Source organism: Mesorhizobium sp. M1050, assembly GCF_040318715.1.
Taxonomy (GTDB): Bacteria; Pseudomonadota; Alphaproteobacteria; order Rhizobiales; family Rhizobiaceae; genus Mesorhizobium.
The window spans coordinates 48,023-63,047 of sequence record NZ_JAMYMV010000040.1; the positions used below are offsets into that span (position 1 = coordinate 48,023).

General features: G+C 59.7%; 16 protein-coding genes and 1 pseudogene. 12 read left to right on the forward strand and 5 right to left on the reverse strand.

The window, feature by feature from the left end:
• Positions 1 to 20: 20 nt before the first annotated feature.
• Positions 21 to 512, reverse strand: a complete 492-nt coding sequence (locus NKH57_RS21060; protein ID WP_352946884.1) for a DUF4112 domain-containing protein — start codon at positions 510 to 512, stop codon at positions 21 to 23.
• A complete protein-coding gene (locus NKH57_RS21065) occupies positions 406 to 897 on the reverse strand; it encodes a YidB family protein (RefSeq protein ID WP_352946887.1) in 492 nt (163 codons plus the stop codon). Before NKH57_RS21065 ends, NKH57_RS21060 begins: the two co-directional genes overlap by 107 nt.
• Positions 898 to 1,150: 253 nt before the next feature.
• Between NKH57_RS21065 and NKH57_RS21070 the strand changes: the two genes are divergently transcribed.
• The 5 genes and pseudogenes from NKH57_RS21070 to NKH57_RS21090 all read left to right on the forward strand — a co-directional run bounded on the left by NKH57_RS21070 (position 1,151) and on the right by NKH57_RS21090 (position 6,456).
• Positions 1,151 to 2,149 (forward strand): L,D-transpeptidase family protein, encoded by a 999-nt coding sequence (locus NKH57_RS21070; protein ID WP_352946890.1) that lies wholly within the window; start codon positions 1,151 to 1,153, stop codon positions 2,147 to 2,149.
• A gap of 970 nt (positions 2,150 to 3,119) precedes the next feature.
• Positions 3,120 to 4,088, forward strand: coding sequence for a helix-turn-helix domain-containing protein (locus tag NKH57_RS21075; protein ID WP_352946893.1), 969 nt, complete (start codon positions 3,120 to 3,122; stop codon positions 4,086 to 4,088).
• A gap of 145 nt (positions 4,089 to 4,233) precedes the next feature.
• On the forward strand, positions 4,234 to 5,751 hold the full coding sequence (adh, locus tag NKH57_RS21080; RefSeq protein WP_352946896.1) for an aldehyde dehydrogenase: 1,518 nt from the start codon (positions 4,234 to 4,236) through the stop codon (positions 5,749 to 5,751).
• Positions 5,752 to 5,815: 64 nt separating this feature from the next.
• Positions 5,816 to 6,153: pseudogene (locus NKH57_RS21085) on the forward strand (DUF779 domain-containing protein).
• A gap of 93 nt (positions 6,154 to 6,246) precedes the next feature.
• Complete coding sequence (locus NKH57_RS21090; protein WP_023759194.1) at positions 6,247 to 6,456, forward strand: DUF1858 domain-containing protein; 210 nt, start codon at positions 6,247 to 6,249, stop codon at positions 6,454 to 6,456.
• 2 nt (positions 6,457 to 6,458) lie between these two features.
• Here the strand turns inward: NKH57_RS21090 and NKH57_RS21095 are convergent, their stop codons facing one another.
• Entirely contained in the window at positions 6,459 to 7,163 is a 705-nt protein-coding gene (locus NKH57_RS21095; protein ID WP_352607490.1) for a Crp/Fnr family transcriptional regulator, read from the reverse strand.
• A gap of 230 nt (positions 7,164 to 7,393) precedes the next feature.
• On the opposite strand from NKH57_RS21095, the gene NKH57_RS21100 reads away from it, so the two are divergent.
• From NKH57_RS21100 to NKH57_RS21120, 5 genes are all read left to right on the forward strand, one after another.
• Positions 7,394 to 7,840: a pseudoazurin gene (locus tag NKH57_RS21100; RefSeq protein ID WP_352607403.1), complete on the forward strand. Its 447-nt coding sequence runs from the start codon at positions 7,394 to 7,396 to the stop codon at positions 7,838 to 7,840.
• 236 nt (positions 7,841 to 8,076) lie between these two features.
• The gene (gene nirK / locus NKH57_RS21105; RefSeq protein WP_352607405.1) at positions 8,077 to 9,180 is read left to right on the forward strand and encodes a copper-containing nitrite reductase; all 1,104 of its coding nucleotides are present in this window, start codon (positions 8,077 to 8,079) and stop codon (positions 9,178 to 9,180) included.
• Positions 9,181 to 9,313: 133 nt separating this feature from the next.
• On the forward strand, positions 9,314 to 10,120 hold the full coding sequence (locus tag NKH57_RS21110; RefSeq protein WP_352834443.1) for an SUMF1/EgtB/PvdO family nonheme iron enzyme: 807 nt from the start codon (positions 9,314 to 9,316) through the stop codon (positions 10,118 to 10,120).
• Positions 10,121 to 10,140: 20 nt separating this feature from the next.
• Positions 10,141 to 10,590, forward strand: coding sequence for a group III truncated hemoglobin (locus tag NKH57_RS21115; RefSeq protein ID WP_352607409.1), 450 nt, complete (start codon positions 10,141 to 10,143; stop codon positions 10,588 to 10,590).
• A gap of 95 nt (positions 10,591 to 10,685) precedes the next feature.
• Entirely contained in the window at positions 10,686 to 11,117 is a 432-nt protein-coding gene (locus NKH57_RS21120) for a potassium channel family protein (RefSeq protein WP_352607411.1), read from the forward strand.
• A gap of 14 nt (positions 11,118 to 11,131) precedes the next feature.
• On the opposite strand, the gene hemN is transcribed toward NKH57_RS21120, so the two are convergent.
• Positions 11,132 to 12,481, reverse strand: a complete 1,350-nt coding sequence (gene hemN, locus NKH57_RS21125; RefSeq protein ID WP_352946902.1) for an oxygen-independent coproporphyrinogen III oxidase — start codon at positions 12,479 to 12,481, stop codon at positions 11,132 to 11,134.
• 153 nt (positions 12,482 to 12,634) lie between these two features.
• On the opposite strand from hemN, the gene NKH57_RS21130 reads away from it, so the two are divergent.
• A complete protein-coding gene (locus NKH57_RS21130) occupies positions 12,635 to 13,363 on the forward strand; it encodes a Crp/Fnr family transcriptional regulator (protein WP_023759202.1) in 729 nt (242 codons plus the stop codon).
• Here NKH57_RS21130 and NKH57_RS21135 read toward each other — a convergent pair.
• Entirely contained in the window at positions 13,360 to 13,776 is a 417-nt protein-coding gene (locus NKH57_RS21135; RefSeq protein WP_023759203.1) for a hemerythrin domain-containing protein, read from the reverse strand. The genes NKH57_RS21130 and NKH57_RS21135 overlap by 4 nt on opposite strands.
• A gap of 252 nt (positions 13,777 to 14,028) precedes the next feature.
• Between NKH57_RS21135 and NKH57_RS21140 the strand changes: the two genes are divergently transcribed.
• Positions 14,029 to 15,025: cbb3-type cytochrome c oxidase subunit I (locus NKH57_RS21140; protein WP_352946905.1), on the forward strand; the 997-nt coding region annotated here is incomplete at its 3' end.

Genomic DNA, 15,025 nt, shown 5'->3' on the forward strand with positions numbered 1-15,025 from the left:
GAGGTAACGGCGGAGCAGCCTTATGTTGCGATTGTTCGCCTTAAAATAGACGTCGAAATCGACCCGAGAATAGGAACGCTTCCTACCGCCGTATCAAGCAGCACGTTGCCTAACATGCGGGCGACCAAGCCATTTCCAGCCCCGCAATTTCGGGCTCGCAAGACGATATAGGCCGAGACCAGGCCCGTCGCCACATCTCCGAGTACGGGCACCAGACCCACCAAGGCATCCAGTCCATAACGAACTGACGTTCCCGGAATGCGCCAGCGGGAATCAAGTAGAGAGGCCAATAGATTCAGCTCGGCGATTGCTTTTTCTGCCGCAGGGTTGGGATGGCCCTGCCCGCGCATCCCAGCCGCCGGGTGTGTGCGATTTACCCGACCTCCCCGGTCTAGAACGGTCACTCTAGACATCGCTGGCTGAATTCTCGGCTTGCGGCCCACGCGGGGGCACGTCGTCGAGCAGGGTGGTCTCATCCGAGCCTTGCACTGGCTCAGCTGGCAAATCACCATGTGGCGTCATCTTGTTGACAGCCTCGGGCAAATCTCGCGTGATCCTGCGGATGAGGTCCTCGCGCGAAAGACCCGTCTGCATCGAAAGGGAAGTGAGCGTGTCTTCGTCAATGGCCGCTTCCACGTCGGTTGGCTGCATCGGCTCGTTCGGCCCGGTGCCAACCCAAGAGTCGACCTTCGATCCTACCCCTGCCCCTCTGAATCGGTCGAGGATGTCGCCAAGGGCCGTACCGGACACCCCTTTCGATATCTGATCCAGAATCCGGCCTTGCGGGTCGTTGGGATTACGATTTCCCGCTTCACGGATCATATCGCCGATCTTGTCGCGATTCTGGTATGCCAGGACGCCAAGCATCGCAATCGCCAATTTTCCCAGACTTGCCATTTAGACCTCGTCCACGGTTCAAATGAAGGAAGGGCTCAGCTTCACAAAAGTTCCGCGAGCAACATGTAATGCTGGGTGTCGTTGCGACCCTGTCCGGAGCGAGTTCGACCACTTTGTCCGACTGGATGTGAGGACCGTTACGAGGTCGCGCATGGTGCTAAAGCCTTGAATAACAACTGCCTTGGGCCGAGAGAACGGAACCTAATAGGCCGTGCCGCGTCATATAGGGAGATTCCCGTCCGGAGTGAAATCCATGATCAGGCTCCTAGTTGTCGCCGCAGCGTTGCTCTTCGCTTGTGGCGGGGCGGAAGCGGCTAAGCTGGACCTGAGCGCCGTCAACCAGGCTCAATTCGCATCCGACACCCCAAAGGGTTTCAACCCAGCCGTTCTGAAGGCGCAAATTCTTTTGGATCGCGCGCGCTTCTCGCCGGGCCTGATCGACGGCCACCTTGGTGAGAGCTTCACCAAGGCGGTCAGCGCCTTCCAGACGGCGAACGGATTCCCGTCCGATGGCAAGCTCACTCAGCAGACCTGGGACAAGCTGTTGGCCACCTCCTCGAGCCCAGTCCTGATTACCTATGAGCTAACGCGCAAGGATGTGCGCGGACCTTTTACCAAGCGAATTCCGGCACGCCTGGAGCGGATGGCCCGGCTGTCGAGGCTCGGCTATCGCAATGCGGCCGAGAAGCTGGCGGAGCGCTTTCATATCAGCGAACCCCTGTTGCAAAGGCTCAATCCTGGCATCGGCTTTAGAAAGGCCGGCACGAAGTTGCTGGTCCCTGATATTGACCGGCGCGATCCTGGCGCCGCCATTGCCGCGGTTGAGGTCGACAAGGAGGCTCGCGTGTTACGCGCGCTTGATCCTTCCGGTAAAGCACTTGCGGTCTACCCCGCCTCGATCGGCAGCGACGAAAAGCCGGCGCCGAGTGGCCAGGCAGAGGTAAAACGCGTGGTGCACAATCCGACCTATCACTACGATCCCCACTTCGCTTTCAAGGGCGTCAAGACCAAGCGACCCTTCACCATCGCTGCCGGCCCGAACAATCCGGTGGGGTCGATATGGATCGATCTCTCCATCGAAAGCTACGGCATTCACGGCACGCCCGAACCCGGCAAGATCGGGAAGACCTTCTCGCATGGCTGCATCAGGCTGACGAACTGGGATGCCGAAGACCTCGCCTCGATGGTGCAAAAGGGCACGAAAGTTACCTTCAAGGACGAAATGGCCGACGCTGGCGACAAACCTATGTAGGCATGCCGCACCAAATCGTGTCATTTTGACCTGATTCAGAACGCCTCTCCGAGGCCTACTCTCGCGTGCCGGAGTGCACCGACGCCGCGAACCGTGCAATCCGCCATTGGACCGCTTCCAGCCGAATTGCGCGCGCTAGGTAGAAAGTTCGAAAAGCTTCCAACAACGCCAAGCAAACTGGGCGCTGCAGCGCGGGCAATAAGGTTCACGGATATCCCGGCGAACATCCGCATTGGAGCGGTCGATATCGTCGGCAGAAGAGCGTCGGAAAGGGGCTGTCGGCGGCTCCGTCGTGGGAACGAAAAAAGAAGAGAAGCAGAACTTTCTTGTGCGATTTTTGCACACGGCCTCCCGCAAGTATCTGATATTACGTATCTATCTGTCCCATCCATCATGGGTGCCACGGCAAGTTTGCTGTATATCATATTAATGTCATTGTCTTTTTTGGTCTTGGGCAGCTAGGTGGGAAAAGCCACCCGTCCAAACGTCGGGCATTTTACGATTGCATCGCCGTAACTGAAAGCCACTGGTTATCACGAAGTTTCCACTGCGCACATAGGGCACGGGTGCCTGCATGCCCGCTTGCGAGATCTCGAGAGCCATCCGCCCACGGGGCCACCGAAAGGCTTTCCGCAGGCGGCAGCTTTTAATATCGCGCCGATAAGTGCTGCTCAGCTTACCCCGGCCACGAGTCGGTAAAATCCGCGCGGACTTTGCTTTCGATCAAAGAATGCTCAGTGCATGTCGCTAGGCTTTGGGAGCATCGACCGAGGGGGGCATGCGAGAGAATGCTTCGGCGAAGACGACTGTCGATTGGCTAAATGTCGCTGACAGACAGGAGAACATGGAAGGATGTTCTTCCCCCTGTCTGCTCCTTCCGTCGAATTGACAGTGCGCTGATTGAAAGCGGAACCTGGCGCGACACTGGTTTGGGATGTGACGGAGCAGTCGGGGTTTTGGGAGGATAAGCATGGGCGAGGATCTATCCGGTCATCATGCCGACCGCATTCAGGCCGCGATCGCGTCGGACACGGCGGCGAAGTCCGCGCTGGTCGCCTCCTGGCGACGGTCTTCCAGCTTGCATCGGCTCAATCCGACCGATTGCAGCCCCCCACGCTATCTGACGGAGGCAGAATTGGGAGAGGTCCGGCAACACATCGAGCCACTCGTCCGGGCTGCTCAATCAAGTCTGGACCGGCTCTATCTTGCGGTGGGCGGCGTTGGATGCTGCGTCCTGCTCGCCCATCGCGACGGCGTTCCGGTCGAACGGCGCGGCGCGCCCGTGGATGACGAGACGTTTCATTCCTGGGGTCTGTGGACTGGTTCAGTCTGGAACGAGGAAAGCCAAGGCACCAATGGTATCGGCACTTGCCTGGTTGAACAGCGCGCGCTGACGATCCACCGCGACCAACATTTTCATACGCGCAACACCGGGCTGAGTTGCACCACCGCTCCAATCTACGATCACCAGGGAGAGCTTGCAGCCGCGCTTGATGTGTCCTCCTGCCGGGCCGACCTCACTGAAGCCTTTGCCAATCTTATTTCGATGGCCGTGGTCGATGCCGCGCGTCGGATCGAGGCGGAGACCTTCAAGATGGCATTCCCCAAGGCACGAATCCTTCTGGCGCCGGTGCCCGACAAGGGTTCCGGCGCGTTGATCGCCGTTGACGCCGACGGCCTCGTGGTCGGTGCGACACGTTCGGCTCGCCTGGCGCTTGGAATTACGCAACGGTGTTTCGACAAGCCAATGCCCGCAGCCGATCTGCTCGGCTGGGCCGAGAACGGCCCCGAAGTCCTCGCCGAGGCGGAGCGTGGCGTCCTGCAGCGTGCGCTGGCGCGGGCGGACGGAAATGTCTCGGCCGCGGCTCAGGCGCTCGGCATTAGCCGCGCGACGCTTCACCGCAAGCTCAACCGCCTGGACGTCCATAGGTCTCACTGACCATTCAAATCCTCGCGTGAGTGTCGCAATTATGCGACACATCCCGTCCGCCCACCGTCCCCGACGCAGTGACAATGGCGATGGGAGATCGCAAGTCTCTTTCCAAGCGTCGCAACCCGCGACGTCAGCTTCGGGAGGAAGACACATGAACAAGGTTGAATTTTCACGTCCCGTAAAGGCGCCCTTCGACAAGCGCTACGGCAATTTCATCGGCGGCAAATGGGCCGAGCCGCACTCCGGTCGCTACTTCGAGAATTTCTCACCGGTGAACGGTCAGCTGCTGTGCGAGGTGGCGCGATCAGATGCCCACGACATCGAGGCGGCCCTCGACGCGGCCCATGCCGCCAAGGACGCCTGGGCGCGCACCAGCGTGGCAGAGCGCTCGCTTATCCTCAACCGCATCGCCGACCGTATGGAAGAGAACCTCGATCTCCTCGCATGCGCCGAAACCTGGGACAACGGCAAGCCGATCCGCGAAACGACTGCCGCCGACCTGCCGCTCGCCATTGATCATTTCCGCTATTTCGCCGGCGCCGTGCGCGGACAGGAAGGCAGCCTTTCGCAGATCGACGATGACACAGTCGCCTATCATTTCCACGAGCCGCTCGGCGTGGTCGGCCAGATCATCCCCTGGAACTTCCCGCTGCTGATGGCATGCTGGAAGCTTGCTCCTGCACTTGCCGCCGGAAACTGCGTGGTCCTGAAGCCTGCCGAACAGACACCGGCCGCCATCTTGCTGTGGGCCGATCTTATCGGCGATCTGCTGCCGCCGGGCGTGCTCAACATCGTCAACGGCTTCGGCCTTGAGGCCGGCAAGCCGCTCGCGTCCTCGCCGCGCATTGCCAAGATCGCCTTTACCGGCGAGACCACGACGGGCCGGCTGATCATGCAATATGCCAGCCAGAACCTGATCCCCGTCACACTCGAACTGGGTGGGAAGTCGCCCAATATCTTCTTCAAGGACGTTGTCGCCGAAGATGACGACTTCTTCGACAAGGCGATCGAAGGCTTCGTCATGTTCGCGCTGAACCAGGGCGAAGTCTGCACCTGCCCAAGCCGCGCGCTCATTCATGAATCGATCTACGATATCTTCATGGAACGTGCCCTCAAGCGCGTCGAGGCGATCGTGCAGGGCGATCCGCTCGATCCGGTAACAATGATCGGTGCCCAGGCCTCGTCCGAGCAGTTGGAAAAGATCCTGTCCTACATCGACATCGGCCGCCAGGAAGGCGCCGAACTACTGACCGGCGGCGAGCGCAACGTTCTGCCTGGTGATCTGGCCGGCGGCTACTACGTCAAGCCGACGGTGTTCAAGGGTCACAACAAGATGCGCATCTTCCAGGAAGAGATCTTCGGGCCCGTGGTTTCGGTCACCACCTTCAAGGATGACGACGAAGCGCTGGCAATTGCCAACGACACGCTCTACGGCCTCGGCGCCGGTGTCTGGACCCGTGACAGTAACCGCGCCTACCGGTTCGGCCGCGCGATCCAGGCCGGCCGGGTCTGGACCAACTGCTACCACGCCTATCCCGCGCATGCGGCCTTTGGCGGCTACAAGCAGTCCGGCATCGGCCGCGAGACGCACAAGATGATGCTCGATCACTACCAACAGACCAAGAACATGCTGGTTAGCTACAGCCCGAAAAAGCTCGGCTTCTTCTGATCGGCGCTTTGACTCACTGGCGCGGCTCCGTGACGGGCCGCGCCAAAGGAAATCGGAAATCACCATGCGAGCGAAGGTCACCGGGACACCGGCGGCCCTTGAACTGATCGCCGAAATCGTCGCCGAGCACGGCCCGGTGCTGTTTCATCAATCCGGCGGCTGCTGTGATGGCTCTTCGCCCATGTGCTATCCGCGTGCGGGGTTCATCGTCGGCGACCAGGATGTGCTGCTCGGCGAGATCGGCAATGCGCCTTCTATATCGGCGCTCCGCAATTCGCGGCGTGGAAGCATACCGATCTCTTCATCGACATTGTGCCTGGTCACGGCGGCATGTTCTCGCTCGACAATGGACGGGGAAAGCGGTTCCTGACGCGGTCGACTATCTGCGCCGTTCCGATGTGATTGTGCATCGGGCTGCTTGCTGTTTGTCCTGGCGCAACGAGCATCTCGCAAAGCCGACGCAACATGTCCGCTTGCAAACGCGGGCAAAGCGTCATGAAACGCAAACTCACCGACGACGCGACGATGGACGAAATAATGCACGATTTTCCAGCGGCCATCCGCGTCGTGCTCCAGCACGGCATGCTTTGCGTGGGCTGCCCGATCGCTTCATTCCACACCGTTTCCGACGCGGCACGGGAGCATCATCTAAACGAGGAACAACTCAGCAGCGATTTGCAGGCCGCAATCGAAAACACCGACTGAGGCTAGCTTTTCTCGATGCGGCCTTCCGCGATCAGCAGGAGCCGGTGAGGTTCGACCACGGTCACCTTCTGGCGCCCGCTTTTGACCAATCCCTGCTCTTCCCATGCCGAGAGCAGCCGGCTCACCGTATGGAGCGTCGTTCCCGTCATCTCGGCTATGTCCTGGCGTGAGATCGGGAAGTCTATCAGAATCCCTTCCTCGGTCTTCCTGCCCGTCTGCTTGACCAGCTTGAGCAGGGCATGGGCGACGCGCTGATCCACCTGCTCGGTCGACATCTCGATGACCCGGGTATGGGCGTCCTGCAACCTACTGCCGACGGTCTTGTAAGTGTTGGCACTGAAGCTCGGGAAATCCATTGCGAATGTCGGCCATAGCTGGCTTGGCCAGGCAAGAGCCACGCAGTCGACGGCAGCGATCGCATTTGCCGGATAGGTGGTGCGGCCCAGCGCGTGGGCGATACCCATCAACTCACCCGGACTGATGTAGCGCACAATAACCTCCTGGCCGTCAGGCATCGATCTCACGACGCGCACATGTCCGTCGAGCAGCAGGAAAAAGGAATGTGCTTCCTGCTCCTGCTCGAATACAGGTTGGTCCTTGGCAATCCGGAGCGATCTGGCCTGTCCGACTATGCGGTCGAGATCCGTGACGGCCACGCCCTCAAAGGCAGAAAGCCCGGCAATCAGCGAGCGATCGAGGTTAGCCAACTCTGTCCCCTCCCGAATCCGACTATCAGGCACCCAACCGGTCTGATCGAGAGTGTTCCCATGGCGACAGGCGGGCGGCAAGGGGCACGTGCATTGTGACGTGCATGCGCGACGCCGCATGGGAACCCAAGCGCAGTTTTTTTGCTCAAGAGTTTGCGCCAGCGCAAATCGCCAGATCGTCCGGCGGGGCACGGTCGATACCGTGACGAACTCAAGAAAGGACTTCCCTTATGAAACTGCCTCTGATTGCCGCGGCCATCGCCCTCCTTACCATAGCCGGCTCCGCAAATGCCGAAGAACACGTGGTGCAAATGCTGAACAAGGGAGAGAAAGGCTCGATGGTGTTCCAGCCTGCCTTTATCCGGGCGGTGCCTGGAGACACGATCAAGTTCGTGCCGACCGACAAGTCCCACAATGCCGAGATCATTAAGGGAATGATCCCGGACGGTGCTGAAGCGTTCAAGGGGAAAGCCAGTGAGGAAATAACGGTCACCCTTACCAAGGAAGGGGTCTACGGTGTCAAATGCGCTCCGCACTACGGCATGGGCATGGTTGCGCTGATCGTCGTCGGCAAGCCCGTCAATCTTGAGGCGGCGGAAGCCGTGAAGCAGATCGGAAAAGCCAAACCTGTATTCGCCGACCTGTTCGCCGAAGCAACCAAGGTCACTGCTAACTGACCTGGTCTTCATGGATGCCGCTCAGGTTCGCAATGTTCCGGAGCAGAGGCCGGACGGACCGGGGAGCGGTCTGTCCGGCCTGTTTTATTTGGCACTGCGCGCCGCGGCGTGCTTCGCTGCACAGCGTCTCCAAACCAGAAACCTGCGAAAGACATTGGATTTGCGCTAACGCAAAGACTTGGCCAGTACGCAGTTTATTCTGAGCCCATCAAGTAGCGATAGCCAAGGAGATGGAAATGCTCACGAGACGCGAAGCTTTGTTAGGATCTGTCCTTACCGCAGCCGCTGCCGCTGCCGTTGTCGCAATGCCGGCAGTGGCGAGCGCGAAGGAAGTCGCGGGATTGCCGCGCGAAAAGGTCACCCTGGTGGCGCCGCCATTTGTCCACGCTCACGAGCAGGTGGCCAAGGGCGGTCCAAAGGTCGTCGAATTCACCATGACCATCGAAGAAAAGCCGATCGTCATCGATGCCGATGGAACGCAGCTCAATGCCATGACCTATAATGGCTCAATTCCCGGCCCTCTGATGGTTGTGCATCAAGACGACTATATCGAGCTCACGCTAATCAACCCTGACACGAACACGCTTGCCCACAACATCGACTTCCACGCAGCTACCGGGGCTCTCGGCGGCGGCGGGCTGACGCTGATCAATCCCGGCGAGCAGGTCACGCTGCGCTTCAAGGCCACCCGCACCGGCACGTTCGTCTACCATTGCGCGCCCGGCGGCGCGATGATCCCGTGGCACGTCGTGTCGGGGATGAGCGGTGCGGTGATGATATTGCCTCGGGACGGCCTCAAGAACGACAAGGGCGACCCTATCCACTATGACCACATCTACTACATCGGCGAAAACGACTTCTACATCCCGCGCGACGAGCAGGGGAAATTCAAGAAGTACGACTCGGCCGGCGACAATTACGACGACACCGTCAAGGTCATGCGCGGGCTGATCCCGACCCATGTCGTGTTCAACGGCAAGGCAGGATCGCTGACCGGCGCGAACGCCATGAAGGCCAAGGTCGGCGAAACCGTTCTGATCGTCCATTCCCAAGCCAATCGCGATACCCGACCGCACCTGATCGGCGGTCATGGCGACTATGTCTGGGAACAGGGCAAATTCGCGAACCCGCCGTCCAAGGATCTGGAAACATGGTTCATCCGTGGCGGGTCGGCAGGTTCGGCACTCTACACCTTCCTGCAGCCGGGCATCTATGCCTATGTAAACCACAATCTGATCGAGGCAGTCGAACTCGGAGCGACCGCGCACTTCACGGTCGAAGGAACCTGGGACGACGATCTGATGATGCAGGTCGAAGCGCCCAAGGCCATTGCCTCGTAGACGGAGATCCGATCCTCGGTGCAACCCGTCGGCAAAGCCGAAGAGTTGCACTCGCGGCGGACTTGATGCCATGTCCTTCGATCCTGTCTTCACCTTCGGAACAATTGGAGCTGCCGCTCTGATAGGCCTAGGCATGAACCATGCGCTCGACAATTCCTTCGAGGTCCCGCCACCGGTAGCCATGAGCGACGTGGTGGTCCTCGGGCCCGGCAGTTTCGATCACCCACAGCCGGGAGAATTCCTCAAGAAGAACCACCCCGTCGCGGCGCCTGTCGCGCTGGAATCCATCAATGCTCCACTGGAGATCATGAAATACCAGGTGAGCCTGTCCGAGTATGAGCACTGCGTGGCGGACGGCGCCTGCAAGCCGGCCGACCCGCGCAAGATCGGCAACGTTCCGGTCACAGGCGTCAGCCACATCGATGCCGAAGCCTATGCGACGTGGCTTTCAGCCCGCACGGGCGAGACATGGCGGCTGCCGACGGACGTCGAGTGGGCGTATGCCGCCGGCGAACGGTTCCGGGGCGACATAGAGAGTGATGAAAGCGACCCGAACAACCCGGCGCTGCGCTGGCTCGCTCAATACCGCATCGAAACGGCGCTCGGACGCAAGCCGGATCCTGAACCAAGGGTCCAGGGGGACTTTGGTATCAACTCCAAGGGAGTGGCGGACGTTGCCGGCAACATCTGGGAATGGACGTCGACTTGCTACATCCATGCAACCATGGCCAGCGACGGCGTGGGCGTTGTGAGTTCGATAGACAATTGCGGAGTGCATGTTGTGGAAGGCTTCCACCGCACTTACATGTCGAACTTCATCCGCGACGGCAAGAGCGGCGGCTGCGCGGTTGGAACCCCGCCCGACAATCTGGGTTTCCGGCTGGTCCGCGATCGGCCCAGTCTTGTGCAAGCTACCCTTCGGCGCCTCGGATTATCCTGACAACATAGACAAGAGTCATGATGACATCGAAATCAGCTTTGACAGATCGGGCGCGCCCCGTCGCGGAACAGCCTTTGGACCATGCTGGCGTCGATCGGGGGTCAATTGGAAAACTAGTCCGCGAGTTCTATGCCAAGATCAGGAGCAACGAGCGGCTCGGGCCGATTTTCGCACGCGAGATCACCGGCGACTGGGAGCCCCACCTGGAGAAAATGACGGACTTCTGGAGTTCGGTCATCCTGAAAAGCGGCGACTATCACGGACGGCCGGTGCCGGCGCACCTCAAGCTCAAGGATGTTACCGAGGCCGACTTCGAGATCTGGCTGGCCCTGTTCGGCCGGACGGCAGCCGACCTCTTTGCCCCCGAAACGGCGGCGGTGTTTGTCGATCGCGCCGAACGGATAGCGACAAGCTTGAAGCTCGCGATGTTCTTTCGCCTCACCCCCGCCGCGACCGACGGCAGCCAATAGGCTGGTTTTGGCGAAACAGGGCCGGCACTTCAAAGGCCAGTGCCGGGTTTGATTTTGCGCAAGGAAATTGTCCTCGGAATTCGTAATTTCCTTGCATGGCTCTCAATCTCTTCGTCGGCACGATCGTCATAAGCCTGACGGTCCTGGTTCACACTTTTGGCCTGATGGCCGTTACCCATGCGATGGGGCACCTGGTCGCCAGATTTCGTATGCACGGACGCCGCAGCCGTATCGTCGCAATGATCAGCGTGGTGATGGGGCTCTTTGCCGTCATGACCGCGGAGGTCTGGCTCTGGGCGGGGTTATACAGGCTGCTTGATATCTTCGCCGATTTCGAAACCGCACTGTATTTTTCGACCATTACCTTTTCGACCGTCGGCTATGGCGACATCGTGCCCGCTCACGCGTGGCGTGTCCTGGCGGCGCTCGAGGGCGTGAACGGATTTCTGCTTATCGGCTGGTCGACCGCCTATCTTATTGCGGCAGGCACCCGCATCGGCCCGTTCAAGGCCGGCGAGCATTTCTGACACGAAGCGATATTTCAGACCGCTGCCGAATGCTTGGCTTTGCCGGCTTCGAAATATTTGTCGAACTTCGCCGCGATGCTTCTGACAAAGGGGCGACTTTCCGCCGGCACGACGAAACTGTCGCCATCAAGCTCGAGCAACCGCGCAGGATCATGGAGGGCTGTTGCACTTGCCTTGCTGAGAAGGCTTTGGCCGGCTTGGCCGAAGCGCTCCACCAGCTCGATCGCCGAGAAGGCGAAGTCACACATCAGCCGTTCGATTACCCAGCCGCGAACGCGGTCGTCGTCGGAAAGCTCGATACCCCGCACAGCGGACAGCCCTCCCGCTTCAACCATGCGTCCATATTCGCTGGTCGAAGGCATGTTCTGTGCATAGCCCTGCCGAAACTGGCTGATTGATGACGGCCCGAGCCCGATCAATGTTTCGCAGCGATCCTCCGTGTAGCCCTGAAAGTTCCGGCGCAGAGTTCCTGCGCGGGCTGCAAGCGCCAGGGCATCGCCCGGTTTGGCGAAATGGTCGAGGCCGATTGCTTCGTATCCCCGGTCCACGATCGCCCGTGCCGCCAGTTGCGATTGAGCAAACCGCTCCGCGGGACCTGGCAGCCACGCCTCGTCGATCATCGTTTGGTGTTTCTTGAACCAGGGCACATGCGCGTAGCCGAAGAGTGCCATTCTGTCCGGTTCCAGAGTCAGCGCCTGCGCCACGGTGGAACAGACACTCTCCCTGGTCTGATGCGGCAACCCGTAAAGCAGGTCCAGATTGACCGATTCGACGCCGCGCGAACGAACGCCGTCGACGACCGCCTTGGTCTGCAGGAAGCTTTGCTCGCGGTTGATCGCTTTCTGCACTTTCGGTTCGAAATCCTGCACGCCGAGACTCGCTCGCGTCATGCCTATTTCGGCGAGCGCATCGAGGCGTGCTTCGTCCATATCATTGGGTTCGATTTCGACGCTGATCTTGGCGTCGGGAAGAAAATCGAAGCTGTTACGCAAGACGGTTGCCAGCGCAACCATGTCGTCTGGCTTGAGCATCGTCGGCGAACCACCGCCGAAATGAACTGCCCGCACGCGACCTTTGCCTGCGACAAGACTGGCGACTGTGACGATCTCGGCATGCAGTGAGCGGAGATAGATCCTCACCGGTTCATAGTGGCGGGTCTGCTTCGTATGGCAGGCACAGAACCAGCAAAGCTTATCGCAGTAGGGAATGTGCAAATAGAGCGAGATCTCGTCACCGCTGTCGAGTGCCTGCATCCAGCCACGACAAACGGCGGCATCAACGCCTGGATGGAAATGCGGCGCGGTCGGGTAGCTGGTATAGCGTGGAACGTTCTCACCGAGCCTGGCAACGAATTCTGGCCGCATGTCGCTATCCGATCCTCTTTGCATGCGCGACACTGGTCACTTTGGTCGCCGGCGGCCTTGATTTCGGTCAAGGCCTCGCAGACAAACTGCCGCAAGGCTTTTTTCTCCGCCGATGCTACGTTGCCGGCACATGGAACCCATTGGACGATCAAGATGACGGTGCGCCAGGACGTTCACAGTGCCGGCATTCCAGTGCTTTGCCAGTCGTGCGAGGCACGGCATCGCGGCGTTTGCGGCGCACTCGATCCCGAGCAATTGGTGGGGCTCGCCAAGACCTCGTCCAAACAACAGGTCAAACCGGGCATGGAGTTGATCGGTGACGCAGAGACCGTCGACTGCTATTCCAATGTGCTTTCCGGCGTGGTGAAGCTCACCAAGAGCCTTTCGGATGGACGCCAGCAGATTGTTGGCCTGCAGTTCGCTCCCGATTTCCTGGGCAGGCCCTTCAAGGCGGAAAGTGCGATCAACGCCGAGGCCGCAACCACCGTTTCCTTGTGTTCGTTTCCGAAGGCCGCCATCGAGCGCATGATGAAGGAATCGCCAGAGCTCGAGCATCGTCTCTTCAAGCAGACGCTCAATGAACTGGACGAAGCACGCGACTGGATGGTGACGCTGGGGCGCAAGAGTGCATCGGAAAAGGTGGCGAGCTTTCTCCTGATGATCGCCAAAAATATCGATCCCGCAGTTGACGCGGCGGCCGAGTCGACAAGCTTTGACCTGCCGCTGACACGCGCCGACATCGCCGATTTCCTCGGCTTGACGATCGAGACGGTCAGCCGCCAACTGACCAGGCTGCGAACAGACAGCGTAATTCGGATCGACAACAACCGGCACGTGACTGTGGAGAACATGAGCCGGCTGGAACGCCGCTCCGGCGCCTAACCGGCATCGACGACCCCGATCAGCGGCAGGACGTGCTCGCGTTCGAAGGCGATATGCCGGCGCAAGCCTTCGAAGAAGCCACGCAACATGAAGCCGATAGCCTCGGCATTCTCGACTGTCTCGCCATGGCCGATGGCCAGCAGGATTTCAGTCACCTCGCCGGCAAAGCATTCGTCCTCGACATGTTCGGCACGCAATCGACGAATTGAAGCACGGTTGGCATCGCTGCTGGTCGAAGCAGCCTCGTAGACCGGAAAGATGACCGTCTCTTCGTATTGGTGAACGTTGCGTAATAGCGGAACGATCGCATTGGCTGCAGCCAGACATGACAGGCAATCGACCCTGGGCAGGGTGTCGGCTATTCTTTCCAAGGCATCGCAGAGCTGCAGCTTTTCCTGATGCGCACGTTTCATCAGCGTCGCCGGGACCGCTTCTCTGTCAGATCGAACTGTCAGTATCGAGCCGTCGCGGCTCGTTTCGAACAGCGTCGATCCCGGCTCCCTCTCCCTGTTCAATAACAGTCTCCTGATCGTTTGCGCGAGCAACGCTGCCCAATCCAAAAACAAATGGCTTTGACATGGATCAAGGCGGCGACAACGCGACTGCTGAATTGGTGTCAAGCGGATTGGCGTCCGCGCATCGGTATCGGAGGTCGGGGACAGGTCATGAAGTTCGGCACGCAAATCTTCGCTTTGGGCCTGTTCACATTCGGGGCTCTTGTGGCAGCCGGGTTCGGTGCGGACGAGCCATTCCGGCAGCATATGTGGGTGCTGTTTTTTGTGCTGCTCGGCTTTGTCGCCATCCTCATCCGCAACACGAATTTCAAGGTCGCCGCTCCGATCGACCCGTCCGCCTATATGGATGGGCCAATCCGCTATGGCGCCATCGCCACCATGTTCTGGGGTGTCGTCGGTATGCTGGTCGGCGTCGTCATTGCGTTGCAGCTTGCCTACCCCGATCTCAACATTCAGCCCTGGTTCAACTTCGGCCGTCTGCGGCCATTGCATACGTCGGGCGTCGTCTTCGCCTTCGGCGGCAATGCGCTGCTCTGCACGTCCCTCTATGTCGTCCAGCGCACCTGCCGCGCCCGCCTATTCGGCGGCGATCTCGGTTGGTTCGTGTTTTGGGGCTACCAGCTCTTCATCGTTATGGCCGCGACCGGCTACCTGCTCGGCATCACCGAGAGCCGCGAATACGCCGAGCCCGAATGGTATGTGGATATCTGGCTGACCATCGTCTGGGTCGCCTATCTGATCCTGTTCCTGGGCACGATCCTGAAACGCAAGGAGCCGCATATCTACGTCGCCAACTGGTTTTACCTCTCCTTCATCGTCACCATCGCGATGCTGCATGTGGTCAACAACCTGTCGATGCCGGCCTCATTCCTGGGATCCAAGAGCTACTCCGCCTTTTCCGGTGTCCAGGACGCCCTGACGCAATGGTGGTACGGCCACAATGCCGTTGGCTTCTTCCTGACCGCCGGCTTCCTAGGCATGATGTATTATTTCGTGCCCAAGCAGGCAAACAGGCCGGTCTATTCCTACCGCCTGTCGATCGTCCATTTCTGGGCAATCATCTTTCTCTACATCTGGGCCGGACCGCATCACCTGCACTACACCGCCCTGCCCGATTGGGCGCAGACGCTCGGCATGGTGTTTTCGA

What these genes read in the sequence shown, in the direction of transcription:
- NKH57_RS21060 (WP_352946884.1), bottom strand. Translation starts at nt 512, where the DNA reads ATGGTGATTTGCCAGCTGAGCCAGTGCAAGGCTCGGATGAGACCACCC.
- NKH57_RS21065 (WP_352946887.1), bottom strand. Translation starts at nt 897, where the DNA reads ATGGCAAGTCTGGGAAAATTGGCGATTGCGATGCTTGGCGTCCTGGCA.
- NKH57_RS21070 (WP_352946890.1), top strand. Translation starts at nt 1,151, where the DNA reads ATGATCAGGCTCCTAGTTGTCGCCGCAGCGTTGCTCTTCGCTTGTGGC.
- NKH57_RS21075 (WP_352946893.1), top strand. Translation starts at nt 3,120, where the DNA reads ATGGGCGAGGATCTATCCGGTCATCATGCCGACCGCATTCAGGCCGCG.
- adh (WP_352946896.1), top strand. Translation starts at nt 4,234, where the DNA reads ATGAACAAGGTTGAATTTTCACGTCCCGTAAAGGCGCCCTTCGACAAG.
- NKH57_RS21090 (WP_023759194.1), top strand. Translation starts at nt 6,247, where the DNA reads ATGAAACGCAAACTCACCGACGACGCGACGATGGACGAAATAATGCAC.
- NKH57_RS21100 (WP_352607403.1), top strand. Translation starts at nt 7,394, where the DNA reads ATGAAACTGCCTCTGATTGCCGCGGCCATCGCCCTCCTTACCATAGCC.
- nirK (WP_352607405.1), top strand. Translation starts at nt 8,077, where the DNA reads ATGCTCACGAGACGCGAAGCTTTGTTAGGATCTGTCCTTACCGCAGCC.
- NKH57_RS21110 (WP_352834443.1), top strand. Translation starts at nt 9,314, where the DNA reads ATGAACCATGCGCTCGACAATTCCTTCGAGGTCCCGCCACCGGTAGCC.
- NKH57_RS21115 (WP_352607409.1), top strand. Translation starts at nt 10,141, where the DNA reads ATGACATCGAAATCAGCTTTGACAGATCGGGCGCGCCCCGTCGCGGAA.
- NKH57_RS21120 (WP_352607411.1), top strand. Translation starts at nt 10,686, where the DNA reads ATGGCTCTCAATCTCTTCGTCGGCACGATCGTCATAAGCCTGACGGTC.
- hemN (WP_352946902.1), bottom strand. Translation starts at nt 12,481, where the DNA reads ATGCGGCCAGAATTCGTTGCCAGGCTCGGTGAGAACGTTCCACGCTAT.
- NKH57_RS21130 (WP_023759202.1), top strand. Translation starts at nt 12,635, where the DNA reads ATGACGGTGCGCCAGGACGTTCACAGTGCCGGCATTCCAGTGCTTTGC.
- NKH57_RS21135 (WP_023759203.1), bottom strand. Translation starts at nt 13,776, where the DNA reads ATGAAACGTGCGCATCAGGAAAAGCTGCAGCTCTGCGATGCCTTGGAA.